This window comes from Bradyrhizobium sp., assembly GCF_028868675.1.
Lineage (GTDB): Bacteria > Pseudomonadota > Alphaproteobacteria > Rhizobiales > Xanthobacteraceae > Bradyrhizobium.
This window is the reverse complement of the sequence record NZ_JAGWUA010000141.1, coordinates 1-12,620: the sequence shown is the minus strand read 5'-3', so window position 1 is coordinate 12,620 and position 12,620 is coordinate 1. Positions and strand designations below refer to the sequence as shown.

Here is a 12,620-nt window from a genome sequence, read left to right as displayed (position 1 = left end):
TTGAAGAGTCCCGTGCCCCGGATGCAGCGCAGCGCGTCGCGCCTTCGCGGCATGGTGCGCTGCTGAGCCGGGGCCCATTGCCGCCTTCTGGCTCCCGGCTCTGCGTCGCGGCACTTCGCGCCGCACCGCGTCCGGGACATGAGAGCCTCACACCGCCGGCTTCACGCCGGGCAGCGCCTGGACCAGATCGCGGAAGGCGGCGCCGCGGATCTCAAAATTGCGGTACTGGTCGAAGGAGGCGCAAGCCGGCGACAGCAGCACGACCGCCTCGTGCAGGCCGGACGCTTCGGCGTCGCGCGCGGCGTGCGCGACCGCGACATCGAGCGTTCCACTGATCTCGTGCGCAACCTGCGAACCCAGTGTGCCGGAAAACTCCTGCGCCGCCTCGCCGATCAGATAGGCTTTTCGGATGCGCGGGAAAAATCCGGTCAGGCTGGTGATGCCGCCCATCTTCGGCTTGCCGCCGGCGATCCAGAAGATGTCGGCGAACGACGACAGCGCATGCGCGGCGGCGTCCGCGTTGGTGCCCTTGGAGTCGTTGACGAACAGCACGTTGCCGCGGCGGCCGACCTGCTCCATGCGATGCGCAAGCCCCGGGAAGCTGCGCAGGCCATCCTGCAGCACGTCGCGCGAGACGCCCATCGCGAGCGCGCAGGCCGACGCGCAGGCCGCATTCTGCGCATTGTGCAGGCCGCGCAGCGAGCCGATGCCGCCGAGTTTTGCCACCTCGCTGCGGGCGCCGCCCGCGGCCCGCACGATCGTGCCGTGCTCGACATAGATGCCGGTGGCCAGCGGGTTCTTGACGGAAATGCGCACCACGGTCTTGCCGGCGCGGTCGAGCCGGTCGGCGACGTCGCGGCAAAACCCGTCGTCGACGCCGACGATCGCGGTGCCCTGCGCCTGCACGCCGGCGACGAGGCGCTCCTTCACCGCGGCATAGTTCGCAATCGTGCCGTGGCGGTCGATGTGGTCCTCGCTGACATTGAGCAGAATGCCGACGGAGGGATCGAGCGAGGGCGTCAGGTCGATCTGGTAAGACGACATCTCGATGACGTGGACGCGGCCCATCCGCGGCGGCTCCAGCGACAGGATCGCGGTGCCGATGTTGCCGCCCATCTGGGTGTCGTAGCCGGCGACCTTCGTCAGATGCGCGATCAGCGCCGTCGTGGTCGACTTCCCGTTGGTGCCGGTGATCGCGACGAACGGCGCGTTCGGCGCGTGGCGCCGCCGCTCCCGGCAGAACAATTCGATGTCGCCGATCACCTCGACGCCCGCCTCGCGCGCCCTGAGCACGCTCCAGTGCGGCGCCGGATGAGTGAGCGGCACGCCGGGGGCGAGGATGAGCGCCGCGAAATTCGCCCACGACACGCTGCGCAGATCGGCGGTGACGAAGCCGGCCTGCGCAGCCCTGGCGACGTTGTCCGCGCTGTCGTCGCCGGCGACCACCTCGGCTCCGCCGGCCTTCAGCGCATGGCACGAGGCGAGCCCGGAGCCGCCGAGGCCGAACACCGCGACCGTCTTTCCCGCGAAGGAGGTGACGGGGATCATGGTGACTTCACCGCAGCTTCAGCGTGGAGAGGCCGGCGAGCGCCAGCATCACCGAGATGATCCAGAAGCGGATCACGATCTGCGGCTCGGTCCAGCCGAGTTGCTCGAAATGGTGGTGGATCGGCGCCATCCTGAAGATGCGCTTGCCCGTGAGCTTGAACGACACGACCTGCACGATCACCGAGACGGCCTCCAGGACGAACAGGCCGCCGATCACGGCGAGCACGATCTCGTGCTTCACCGCGACCGCGATCGAGCCGAGCATGCCGCCGAGCGCAAGCGAGCCGGTATCGCCCATGAAGATTGAGGCGGGCGGCGCGTTGAACCAGAGAAAGCCGAGGCCGGCGCCGAGCAGCGCGCCGCAGAGCACCGCGAGTTCGCCGGTGCCGGCGACATATTTGATCTGCAGATATTCGGCGAACACCGCGTTGCCGGCGAGGTAGGCGATCATGGCGAAGCTTGCGGTCGCGATCATCACCGGCACGATGGCGAGCCCGTCGAGCCCGTCGGTGAGGTTCACCGCGTTGCCGGCGCCGACGATGACGAAGGCGCCGAAGATCACGAAGAACCAGCCGAACTGGACCACCATGTCCTTCAAGAAGGGAATGGCGAGCGCAGTCGACGACGGATCGCGGTTCAGCCGCACCAGCGCGTAGCAGGCGACCAGCGCGATGACGGCCTCGATGACCAGGCGGATCTTGCCGCCGAAGCCGGTCGTCGTTTGCTTGGTCACCTTGAGGTAGTCGTCGTAGAAGCCGACGAAGCCGAAGCCGAGCGTCACCGCGAGCACGATCCAGACGTAAGGATTGAGCGGATTGGCCCACAGCACGGTGCCGACCGTCAGCCCGGACAGGATCATCAGCCCGCCCATGGTGGGCGTGCCTTTCTTGGTGAGGAGATGCGACTGCGGGCCGTCGGCCCGGATCGGCTGGCCCTTGCCCTGGCGAATGCGCAGATGGTCGATGATCCAGGGGCCGAACAGGAACACGAACAGCGCGCCGGTGACAACGGCGCCGCCGGTGCGGAACGTGATGTAGCGGAAGACGTTCAGGATCGCGCGAAACGCGCTGAGGCTCGGAAAGGTGTTGGAAAGCTCGATCAGCCAGTAAAACATTCAGACAGTCCTATACCGCTTCGTCACGCGGCCTCTGGCGAGGAAAGCACCACTGGATCGCGTCGGTTCAGATTTTCAAGCCGGTGGTCAGACGACATCGAAAAGCCGGATGCGTCGGACCGAAGGGGCGGGAACGGGACCAGGCGACGCATCAAGCAGCTTACGCTTTTGCCTGCAAGGCGGCCACTAGGCCCGGCACAAACTTGTTGACCCAGAACATCTTCTTGCTGCCCTTGACAACCACGACATCGCCTGCCTTCAGCAGGCCCGCAACCATCTGCGGCTTCAGTGTCGCGGGGTCCTCGTGCCAGCCCAGGCGCACACCGCCGGGCAGCAACTCGTAGAGGTGACGCATCAGGGGACCGACGCAGTAGACGCCGTCGACGCCGGACAGATATCCGGCGAGCCCCTGGTGATAGGTCGGCGCATCCGCGCCCAGTTCCAGCATGTCGCCGAGCACGGCGATACGGCGTCCGCCGGTCATGTGGCGCGCCTTCAGGCTTGCCAGCGCCGCGGCCATGCTGGCCGGATTGCCGTTGAAGCTGTCGTCGATCACGGTAACGCCGCCGATGGTCTGCTCGACGCCGCGGCCCGTCATGATGCCGACGCGATCGAGCCTGCCCGCGAGCGCGGCCGCGTCGAGACCAGCGGCGTGGATCGAGGCGAGCGAGGCCAGCGCATTGTGGACGCGGTGCGGCGCGCCGGGCGTCAGGCTGAATTCGATTCGGGCAGACCCGACCTGGGTCGTCACGATCCAGCTTTCGCCGTGCGGCACGTGCTTCAGCTCCCGCACCTCGGTGCCCTCGCCGAAGCGGACGACCTTGCCGGTCCATTCCGGCGCGGCAATGTCGGCCGGCAGCACCAGCATGCCGTGCTTGGGCAGGCCTTGCGCGATCGAGACCTTCTCGCGCCGGATCGCCTCCAGCGAACCGAGCTTCTCCAGATGCACGGGCTGCACGTTGACGACGAGGGCCACCGTCGGCTGCGTCAATTCGCTGAGCCGCGCGATCTCGCCGGTCTGGTTCATGCCCATCTCGACGACCCACAGACTCGCATCGGGCCTGGCGTTGCACAGCGTCAGCGGCACGCCCCAGAAATTGTTGAAGCTCGACGGGCTCGCATAGGCGTTGTCATAGGCCGCCAGAAATTCCTTGGTGCTGGTCTTGCCGGCGCTGCCGGTGAGCCCGATCACGGCGCCGCCGAAGCGCGCCCGCGCGGCACGCGCGAGCGCCCAGAGCCCGTCGATCAGCGTGTCCTTGACGACGAGTTGCGGAATGCGGATGCCCGCGATCTCGTGCGGCACGATCATCGCGACCGCGCCGGATGCTTCCGCCTTGTCGGCAAACTCCCAGCCGTCGCGCGCGCTGGCGAAACTGGAGACGAAGCCGCCGCTCGGGGTGCCGCTGAGCGCGACGAACAGGCTGCCCGGCTTGACCAGCCGGCTGTCCTGGGTGACGAAGTCGATTGCCGTATCCGGGAACGATCCGTCGACACCCAGCACCCGCGCCACTTCGGCAACCGTCCACAATGGCGCGCTCATGCATCCCCCGACGTCAATGCGGCGGCGACCGCCGCGTGATCGCTGAACGGCAGCGTGCGGTCGCCGACGATCTGTCCGGTCTCGTGGCCCTTGCCTGCGATGAGCAGCGCATCGCCCGGCGCGAGTTCCCCGATCGCGGCGCGGATGGCCTCGGCGCGGTCGCCGATCTCCCTTGCGCCCTTCGCTTCGGCCAGGATCGCGGCCCGGATCGCTGCCGGTTTCTCGCTGCGCGGATTGTCGTCGGTAACGATGACGCCGTCGGCGTTCTCGGCCGCGATCGCGCCCATGATCGGGCGCTTGCCGGCATCGCGATCGCCGCCGGCGCCGAACACGACGACCAGCCTGCGCTTGGCATAGGGCCGCAACGCCTGCAGTGCCTTCGCCAGCGCATCGGGCTTGTGCGCGTAATCGACGAAGATCGGCGCGCCGTTGCGCTCGCCGACCCGCTCGAGCCGGCCCTTGGCGCCTTCGAGACGATCGAGGCAGCCGAACACGGTCGCCGCATCGCTTCCCGTGCCGATGGCAAGGCCCGCGGCGACCAGCGCGTTCTCGACCTGGAAGCCGCCGACCAGCGGCAGCAGAATGGAAGATCTCTTGCCGCGATGCTCGACGACGAGCTTCTGCGCAAAGCCTTCGACTGCGGCATCGACCAGGCGAATGCCCTCGCCCGCCCCGTCGCCGTTGCGGCCTACCGCGATGACGCGCAAGGCCCGCAACCGCGCGGCTTCGATCACCTCCGCCGAGCAATCATGATCGGCCGAGATCACCGCGGCACCGCCTTTGGGCACGAGATCGCGGAACAGCCTGAGTTTTGCGGCGAGGTAGTGCGCGACGGTCGGATGATAATCCATGTGGTCGCGCGACAGATTGGTGAAGCCTCCGGCCGAGATGCGCACGCCGTCGAGACGGTACTGGTCGAGCCCGTGCGAGGACGCTTCGAACGCGAGATGCGTGACGCCGTCGCGCGCGATCTCGTCGAGCTGGCGATGCAGCGCGATCGGGTCCGGCGTCGTCAGCGAGCCGTAGACGGTACGCTTCGGCGAGACGAGGCCGATGGTGCCGATGCTGGCGGAGGCGTGGCCTAGCCGCTCCCAGATCTGGCGCGTGAAGGCCGCGACCGAGGTCTTGCCGCTGGTGCCGGTCACCGCGGCGATCGTCGCGGGCTGCGAGGGGAAGAATCGCGCCGCGGCCAGCGCCAGCGCGCGGCGCGGATTGCCGAGCGCAACGAACGGCACCTTGCAGCCGCCCGGCGGCGGATGGTCGCCCGCGACCGCAGCTGCGCCTGCGGCAACCGCCGAGGCGATGAAGCGCGCGCCGTCGGTCTTGTGGCCTGCGAGCGCGAAGAACAGATCGCCGGGCCTCACCGCACGGCTGTCGACCGCGAGCCCCGCCACCTCGATTCCCGCCGCGGCGGGCTCGATTGCGGCGTCATCGCCAAGAAGGTCGCGCAGTTTCATGGTCTTCCAGTCGACACGCCATGCCGGATGCCCGGCGGTCCCGGGGAATACCGACTCAGGGCAGCTGAGGAACGAATTACTGGGTTGTCCTGGATGCTGCAAGAATAAGGCGGTCGGACGGCGGCAGGTTGAAGCGCGGCTCGATCCCGAGCAGCGGCGCGATCCGGGCGATCACCTTGCCGCCGGTGGGCACCGCGTTCCAGCCCGAGGTGATGAAGCCGTAGGTTTCCTTCAGCGGCTGCGGCTCGTCCAGCATGATCAGGAGCTGGTATTTTGGATTGTCCGCCGGCAGGATCGCCGTGAAGGCGTTGAGCACGCGCTTCTTGACGTAGCGGCCGTTGATGACCTTCTCGGCCGTGCCGGTCTTGCCGCCGATGTAGTAGCCGGCGACGTCCGCCTTCTTGGCGGTGCCGACCTCGGCGTTCAGCCGCATCAGGTAGCGCATCTTGTCCGACGTCTCGGGCTTGATCACGCGTTTGGCGATCGCCATCGCCTCGGCTTCCGTGCGCTTGAGGAAGGTCGGCGGAATGAGATAGCCGCCGTTGACCAGCGCATCGATGCCCATCACCGCCTGCAACGGCGCCACCGCGATGCCGTGGCCGAACGAGATGGTGACGGTGTTCAGCTCGGCCCAGCGCCTGGGCAGGATCGGCGAGGCACTCTCCGGCAACTCGGTGCGCAGCCGTTCGAGCTGACCCATCTTGCGCAGGAAGGCCTTGTGCGCCTCCACGCCCTGGGACAGCGCGATGCGCGCCGCGCCGACGTTGGAGGAGTAGTAGAACACTTCCTTCATGTTGATCATGCGCCCGAGCGGATGATCGTCATGGATGGTGAACTTGCCGTAGTGCAGCGGCCCGCGCGCGTCCCACATCGAGTTGAGATCGACCTTGCCGGAGTCGAGCGCCATCGCCAGCGTGAACGCCTTGAAGGTCGAGCCCATCTCGTAGACGCCGGTGGTCAGGCGGTTGATGCGGTCGGGATCGTGCGCTTCCTTGGGATTGTTCGGATCGAAGTCGGGCACCGAGACCATCGCGACGATCTCGCCGGTCTTGACGTTGGAGACGAGGCCCGAGGCCGCCTTGGCGCTGAACTTCTCCTTCGCCTTCAACAGCTCGTCGCGCAGCGCGTGCTCGACCCGCAGGTCGACCGACAATTCGATCGGCCGCTGCAGGCGGTCGGTGGCGAAGCCCGCGCGGTGCAGGTCGGCGAGCCCGTTGCTGTCGAGCCACTTCTCCATGCCGGCGATGCCCTGGTTGTCGATGTTGACGAGACCGATCAGGTGGGCGACCTCGTTGCCGGTCGGATAGACGCGCTTGTTCTCGCGCAGGAAGCCGATGCCGGGAATGCCGAGCTTGTGGATCTCCTGCTGCTGCTTCGGCGTGATCTCGCGCTTCAGCCAGACGAACCCCTTCTTCGAGGACAGCCGCTCGCGCACCTCGCCGGTGTCGAGGTCGGGCACGGTCGCGGTCAGGAGCTCGATCGCTTCGTCCTTGTCGATGATGCGGCGCGGCTCGCCGAACAGGCTCGGCGCCTTGACGTCGGTGGCGAGGATTTCGCCGTTGCGGTCGACGATGTCGGGCCGCGCGGTCGCGATGATGTCCTGCGCGGCGGCGCGCCGCGCGCTGTGGGCGTCGCCGCCGATCGCGAACATCACGAGCCGGCCGCCGATCACGGCGTAGATCGCGGTGAAGGCCAGGATGGCAAAGCCGATGCGCGCGCGCGCCTTCGCGGCGCGATCGACGTTGCGCCCGTAGAGCAGGCTGCGGATCAGCCGCTGCCGCCAGGGCTCGGCCGGTCTTTCGCCCGCTTTGGCCGGAATCTTCGCGCTCATCGCCTGTCCCCCGGTCGAGACACGGAACCCGTCACCGAATCGGGACCGGTCGCGGCTTCGATGGTGTCGATCATGGCGCCGATCGGATCGGGCTCGCCCGGCTTGACCAGCCGCGGCGGACGCTCGGGCAGGTTCTTCAGGGAATCGTACTGCGTGCCGTTGACCGGCTTCAGCGCCAGGTGCCGCTCGGCCAGGCCCTGCAGGCGCAGCGGCGCATCGAGCTTGGCCCATTCGGCGCGCAGCACCGCGATCGCGTCGCGCTGCTCGCGGATCTCGGCATGCAGCCGCAGCACGCGCTCGGTTCGGGCGGTGGATTCCATCTTGATCCGGTAGACATAGGCGGCGGCGAAGATCAGTGCGCCGATCACGAGAAGGTGGATGATGCGCATGCGCTAGCCTCCCCTCATGACGTCTGAGAGGGCGGGCCAGGACGCGCGCTCGTCGTCCGCATGCGCGGGCGCAGCCGTGCGCTCGGCGGCGCGCAGCTTGGCCGAGCGCGCCCGCGGATTGCGCGCGACCTCCTGTTCGCCGGCGACGACCGGGCGTCGCATCAGGAGGTTGAAGCTCGGCGCGGCCTGCGCCACCTCGGGCAGGTGCCGCGATCCGCCGCCGGTCTTCGCGCGCGCGGCAAGGAAATTCTTGACGATGCGGTCTTCGAGCGAATGGAAGGACACCACGACCAGCCGGCCGCCGGGTTTCAGCACGCGTTCGGCGGCGGCAAGCGCGGTCGCGAGTTCGTCGAGCTCCTCGTTGACGAAGATGCGCAGCGCCTGGAACGTCCGCGTCGCCGGGTGGATGTCGCCGGGTTTCGACCGCACCACCTTTGCGACGAGATCGGCCAGCGCGCGCGTGGTCGCGATCGGCGCGTCCTTGCGCGCGGCGACGATGGCGCGGGCTACTTTCCGCGAATGCCGTTCCTCGCCAAAGAGATAGATGATGTCGGCGAGATCGCTCTCGGACGCGATCGCGACCACGTCCGCGGCCGTCGGTCCCGTCTGCCCCATGCGCATGTCGAGCGGGCCATCCTGGCGAAACGAGAATCCGCGGGGCGCCTGGTCGAGTTGCATCGAGGAGACGCCGACGTCCATCACGACGCCGTCGACGGCGTCCAGCCCCTGCGCGGCACAGATCTCGGCGAGGCGGGAGAAGCGGTCCTCGACCAGCGTGAGCCGGCCCCCGGCGCGATCGACCAGATCGAAGCCGCCCGCGATCGCCGTGCGGTCACGGTCGATCCCGATCACCTTCGTGGCGGGGACATCGAGGATGGCGCGGCTGTAGCCACCGCCGCCAAAGGTGGCGTCGACATAGGTCCCGCCCTGGCGCGGCGCCAGATAGTGGATCGCCTCGCGGCCGAGCACGGGGATGTGGGCGGCCGAATTCATGCGCCCCGCCCGCCGGCGGCCCATGGGAGGAGGATGGCGAACGAACCCATAGCGCCTCGAAATATTCCGCTTCGCGGCGGTTCCACGGCCCAACCCCCGAACGGCGCGCTGGCACTCCCCGACCGGCCCAGGCCGCAGACCCTGATTTCCGCATGGAATTTGTCGGGCAGCCATGGGATTTCGAGCAAAAAAGCGCCATTGCCGCCCCCGGACAGGGGTCGGCTCTTCACCACTCAGTAACGGCCCTTAGCGTTAAGAAAGCGTTGACGGATCAATTACAAGTCGGAGAGGCCGGGCGCCGGTGATGCTTCATCCACACACCTCTGGCAAAATGAGTCCAGTGAGCCGTCGGCGCGATTGCGCGCGCCCGATGGTGAATGAATAGTAAAGGGAAGGGGGTCTGCCCCGTCATTCTTCCTGCCTTCCTGCCCAGTTTGAGTTGTCCCGATGCCGTCCGGTTCGTTTGCGACCGCCGCCTCCGATTCGAAGCGCCAGCGCGCCCTCCCGGTTCCCAAGACCGCGGCGAGCATGAGGACGTTCGACCCTGATTCCTCCATTGTCTCCGACGTCATCCCCTCGCCCAACCATGGCGAGCGGAACAAGGGACGGCTGCCGGACATGATCGTGCTGCACTACACCGGCATGCCCGATGTCGAGGGCGCGCTGGCGCGCCTGTGCACCGCCGGCACCGACGTCTCGGCGCACTACGTCGTGCTGGAGGACGGCCGCATCGTGCAATGCGTGCAGGAGGCGCGGCGCGCCTGGCACGCCGGCGTCTCCTCCTGGGCGGGTGAGGACGACATCAACTCCTGCTCGATCGGCGTCGAGATCGTCAATCGCGGCCATGACTGGGGCTATCCGGACTTTCCCCTGCGCCAGATCGCGGCCGTGATCGCGCTTTGCCGCGGCATCATGCTTCGCCGCAAGGTGCCTCCTCACCGGGTGCTCGCGCATTCCGATGTGGCGCCGGCGCGCAAGAAGGATCCGGGCGAGAAATTTCCGTGGCATTCGCTGGCCAATTCCGGCGTCGGCCACTGGGTGACGCCGGCGCCGATCGTGCGCGGCGAGAGCCTGATGCTCGGCACGATCCGCGACGAGGTGCTGAGCCTGCAACAGGCGCTCGCCAGGTACGGCTACGCCGTCCCGCTGACAGGCAAGTACGATGCCGCGACCATGGAAGTCGTCATGGCGTTCCAGCGCCACTTCCGTCCCGCCCGCCTCGACGGCGTGGCCGATCATTCCACGCTCTCGACGCTGCAGGCGCTGCTGGCGAGCCTGCCGCCGGAAGTGACGGCCATCGCGGCGAAGTGACGGCGATAGCCTCATCCTCCGTCATTGCGAGAAGCGGAGCGACGAAGCAATCCAGACTGCCACCGCCGATACATTCTGGATTGCTTCGCTTCGCTCGCAATGACAGCACTTGCGGCGACAGTTTTCACAATCAAGGATCTCAAATCATGGCTACCATCCATCACGACATTCCCCTCGATGCGCCCGCCGCCGACGTCTGGGACGCCGTGCGCGACTTCGGCGCGGTGCACGAGCGTCTGGCGCCGGGCTTCGTCACCGCCTGCGCAATCGACGGCGACGCGCGCGTCGTCACCTTCGCCAACGGCGTGGTGGCGCGCGAGATGCTGGTCGACTGTGACGAGACGCGGCGGCGCCTCGTCTACGCCATCAGCAACGAGCGGGTGACCCACTACAACGCTTCGGTGCAGGTGATCGCCGACGGCGAGGCGAAATGCCGGCTGCTCTGGACCATCGACCTCCTGCCGAACGCGTTCGGGCCGTATGTCGAGGACCGGACGAAACAGGCGGTATTGGCGATGCACAAGGCGTTTCCGCCGGCCACGATCCGCACTCCTGTGTGATCTTTCTCACAGAGCGGCCGCCGGGCCGGGCTTAACCATGGCCCCGTGCGTCCGGTTGGCTCCGCTCCCGCGGAGCTACGCACGCGAGGAGCTAGTCATGCGAGGTGCGGACAAGGTGATCTGCCAGGCGGCGGCCGTGCTGCTGCTGTTCTCGATCACGAGCACGCCGGCGAAGGCGCAGTTCGCCGGTTTCGGCGGCGGCGGCGCCGGCCAGGACATGATGACCCAGATGGCGCCGATGCTGGAGATGATGAAGGCCAAGATGGGCAAGCGGCGCTTTGCCATGCTGATGCAGACCATGGGGCCGATGATGGGCCAGATGATGGAGAACGGCGGCGGTTTTGGCGGCATGATGGGCGGCAGCGGGTTCGGCGGCGGCCTTACCGGCGGCGGCATGAGCGGCGGCTACGGCGGCTACACGCCCGTGGCCGGCGGCTATCTGCCGACCGGCATGGGTTACGGCGGTGGCGACATCATGGGCATGCTGGGAGGCGCCGGCGGCGGCGACATGATGAGCATGATCCCGCAACTGATGCGGCTCGCAAATGTCGGTGGCGGCCACCGGCGCCACCGGCGGCACTAATCCGCGGCGCCTGAGAGGACCGGTCGGATGCCGGCCTTGCTGTCGCGCGGGCCCCAGCGCGTCGCCACGACGCTGGAGCAGGACAGCGTGCCGAGCACGACCATCGAGCTTGCCGCGAGCCAGAAGAAGTCTTGCGCGGTCGCGGCATGGGTCGCGAGATACCAGCCGCCGATCGCGATGAAGACCAGCCGCGCGGTCTGCGCCAGCACCGGCCCCAGCACTTTCGCCGCGCCCTGCGAGGAGAAGTACATCGACGAGGCCAGGCCGATGAAGGCGTAGAACGGCGCCACCGTCGACAGGTATTGATGGCTCGCCGCGCGCACCGCGGCATCGCCAGTGAAGATGTCGACCCAGATGTCCGGGAAGATCGCGACCAGGCTCGCGAGTGACCCGACGCCGGTGAAGGCGACGATGCCGGCGGTCCAGGCGATGCGCCGCGCGCGGGCGATGCGGCCGGCGCCGACCGCCATGCCGATCATCGGCACCGAGCCGATGCCGACGGAGAACGCGATCGAGGTCAGCAAGAATTCGAGCCGCGCGCCGATGCCGTAGCCGGCGAGGATCGCGGTGCCGAAGGTCGCCAGCATGTGGGTGAAGATCGAGATGGTCAGCACCGACTGCAGCGGCGAGAAGCAGGCGATGGCGCCGACCTTGAGAATGTCGAAGAACATCGCCCACTGGATGCGCAGGCCCCGCAGCTTCGGCACGACGCGGGCGCGGCCGGAAAACAGGTACCAGCCCATCACGGAGATGTTGATGGTGTAGGCGATCAGCGCGCCGGCGGCGACGCCGCGCATGCCGAACTGCGGGATCGGCCCGAACCCAAGCCCCAGCGTGCCGCCCAGGACGATCTGCCAGACCGCGGAGTTGAGGATCAGGAACGACGGCAGCCGCATGTTGCCGGTGCCGCGCAGCACGCCGGCCATGGTGTTGAGCAGCCAGGGCAGCACGGCGCCGCCGAAGAAGATCTGGGTATAGGCGGTCGCCTGCGTCAGCACGTTGCCGCGGCCACCGAGCAGTTCCAGCACCTTCGGTCCGAAAACCAGCATACCCAGCATGAAGACGACGCCGAAGGTGAGACCGATGAGCAGCGCATGCGAGGCGAGCGTCGAGGCGCGTTCGCGATCACCGCCGCCGAGCGCGCGGGCGATTGCGGATGCCACGCCGCCACCCATGGCGCCGCCGGACATCGTCATGGTCAGGATCACGGTCGGGAATACCAGCGCCATCGCGGCCAGCGCCTCCACGCCGAGCCGGCCGATATAGGAGGTTTCGGCGATCACGACACAGGTGC

At 67.8% G+C, this 12,620-nt stretch carries 11 protein-coding genes; 3 read left to right on the top strand and 8 right to left on the bottom strand.

The features are described from left to right. Nucleotides 1-147: 147 nt before the first annotated feature. From murD to rsmH, 7 genes are all read right to left on the bottom strand, one after another. Nucleotides 148-1,548 carry a UDP-N-acetylmuramoyl-L-alanine--D-glutamate ligase gene (murD, locus tag KGM94_RS17690; protein ID WP_300262010.1) on the bottom strand — a complete coding sequence of 467 codons (1,401 nt, stop codon included), beginning with the start codon at nucleotides 1,546-1,548 and terminating at the stop codon, nucleotides 148-150. A 7-nt stretch (nucleotides 1,549-1,555) separates the two neighbouring features. Beyond that, a complete protein-coding gene (mraY, locus tag KGM94_RS17685; protein ID WP_300262007.1) occupies nucleotides 1,556-2,662 on the bottom strand; it encodes a phospho-N-acetylmuramoyl-pentapeptide-transferase in 1,107 nt (368 codons plus the stop codon). Nucleotides 2,663-2,822: 160 nt separating this feature from the next. After that, nucleotides 2,823-4,202, bottom strand: coding sequence for a UDP-N-acetylmuramoyl-tripeptide--D-alanyl-D-alanine ligase (gene murF / locus KGM94_RS17680; RefSeq protein ID WP_300262005.1), 1,380 nt, complete (start codon nucleotides 4,200-4,202; stop codon nucleotides 2,823-2,825). Continuing rightward, nucleotides 4,199-5,659, bottom strand: a complete 1,461-nt coding sequence (locus tag KGM94_RS17675) for a UDP-N-acetylmuramoyl-L-alanyl-D-glutamate--2,6-diaminopimelate ligase (protein ID WP_300262003.1) — start codon at nucleotides 5,657-5,659, stop codon at nucleotides 4,199-4,201. The genes murF and KGM94_RS17675 overlap by 4 nt, the downstream gene beginning before the upstream one ends. A gap of 76 nt (nucleotides 5,660-5,735) precedes the next feature. Beyond that, nucleotides 5,736-7,490, bottom strand: coding sequence for a penicillin-binding protein 2 (locus KGM94_RS17670; RefSeq protein ID WP_300262002.1), 1,755 nt, complete (start codon nucleotides 7,488-7,490; stop codon nucleotides 5,736-5,738). Further along, nucleotides 7,487-7,879 (bottom strand): hypothetical protein, encoded by a 393-nt coding sequence (locus tag KGM94_RS17665; RefSeq protein ID WP_300262000.1) that lies wholly within the window; start codon nucleotides 7,877-7,879, stop codon nucleotides 7,487-7,489. Before KGM94_RS17665 ends, KGM94_RS17670 begins: the two co-directional genes overlap by 4 nt. Nucleotides 7,880-7,882: 3 nt before the next feature. Continuing rightward, a complete protein-coding gene (gene rsmH, locus KGM94_RS17660; protein WP_300261998.1) occupies nucleotides 7,883-8,872 on the bottom strand; it encodes a 16S rRNA (cytosine(1402)-N(4))-methyltransferase RsmH in 990 nt (329 codons plus the stop codon). 447 nt (nucleotides 8,873-9,319) lie between these two features. Between rsmH and KGM94_RS17655 the strand changes: the two genes are divergently transcribed. The 3 genes from KGM94_RS17655 to KGM94_RS17645 all read left to right on the top strand — a co-directional run bounded on the left by KGM94_RS17655 (nucleotide 9,320) and on the right by KGM94_RS17645 (nucleotide 11,326). Further along, nucleotides 9,320-10,183 carry an N-acetylmuramoyl-L-alanine amidase gene (locus tag KGM94_RS17655; RefSeq protein WP_300261995.1) on the top strand — a complete coding sequence of 288 codons (864 nt, stop codon included), beginning with the start codon at nucleotides 9,320-9,322 and terminating at the stop codon, nucleotides 10,181-10,183. A 146-nt stretch (nucleotides 10,184-10,329) separates the two neighbouring features. Then, complete coding sequence (locus KGM94_RS17650; protein WP_300261992.1) at nucleotides 10,330-10,743, top strand: SRPBCC family protein; 414 nt, start codon at nucleotides 10,330-10,332, stop codon at nucleotides 10,741-10,743. Nucleotides 10,744-10,840: 97 nt separating this feature from the next. Continuing rightward, nucleotides 10,841-11,326, top strand: a complete 486-nt coding sequence (locus tag KGM94_RS17645) for a hypothetical protein (protein WP_300261989.1) — start codon at nucleotides 10,841-10,843, stop codon at nucleotides 11,324-11,326. On the opposite strand, the gene KGM94_RS17640 is transcribed toward KGM94_RS17645, so the two are convergent. Beyond that, on the bottom strand, nucleotides 11,323-12,620 hold a 1,298-nt coding region (locus KGM94_RS17640; protein WP_300261986.1), incomplete at its 5' end, for an MATE family efflux transporter. The two genes, KGM94_RS17645 and KGM94_RS17640, sit on opposite strands and share 4 nt — an antisense overlap.

What these genes read in the sequence shown, in the direction of transcription:
- murD (WP_300262010.1), bottom strand. Translation starts at nt 1,548, where the DNA reads ATGATCCCCGTCACCTCCTTCGCGGGAAAGACGGTCGCGGTGTTCGGC.
- mraY (WP_300262007.1), bottom strand. Translation starts at nt 2,662, where the DNA reads ATGTTTTACTGGCTGATCGAGCTTTCCAACACCTTTCCGAGCCTCAGC.
- murF (WP_300262005.1), bottom strand. Translation starts at nt 4,202, where the DNA reads ATGAGCGCGCCATTGTGGACGGTTGCCGAAGTGGCGCGGGTGCTGGGT.
- KGM94_RS17675 (WP_300262003.1), bottom strand. Translation starts at nt 5,659, where the DNA reads ATGAAACTGCGCGACCTTCTTGGCGATGACGCCGCAATCGAGCCCGCC.
- KGM94_RS17670 (WP_300262002.1), bottom strand. Translation starts at nt 7,490, where the DNA reads ATGAGCGCGAAGATTCCGGCCAAAGCGGGCGAAAGACCGGCCGAGCCC.
- KGM94_RS17665 (WP_300262000.1), bottom strand. Translation starts at nt 7,879, where the DNA reads ATGCGCATCATCCACCTTCTCGTGATCGGCGCACTGATCTTCGCCGCC.
- rsmH (WP_300261998.1), bottom strand. Translation starts at nt 8,872, where the DNA reads ATGAATTCGGCCGCCCACATCCCCGTGCTCGGCCGCGAGGCGATCCAC.
- KGM94_RS17655 (WP_300261995.1), top strand. Translation starts at nt 9,320, where the DNA reads ATGCCGTCCGGTTCGTTTGCGACCGCCGCCTCCGATTCGAAGCGCCAG.
- KGM94_RS17650 (WP_300261992.1), top strand. Translation starts at nt 10,330, where the DNA reads ATGGCTACCATCCATCACGACATTCCCCTCGATGCGCCCGCCGCCGAC.
- KGM94_RS17645 (WP_300261989.1), top strand. Translation starts at nt 10,841, where the DNA reads ATGCGAGGTGCGGACAAGGTGATCTGCCAGGCGGCGGCCGTGCTGCTG.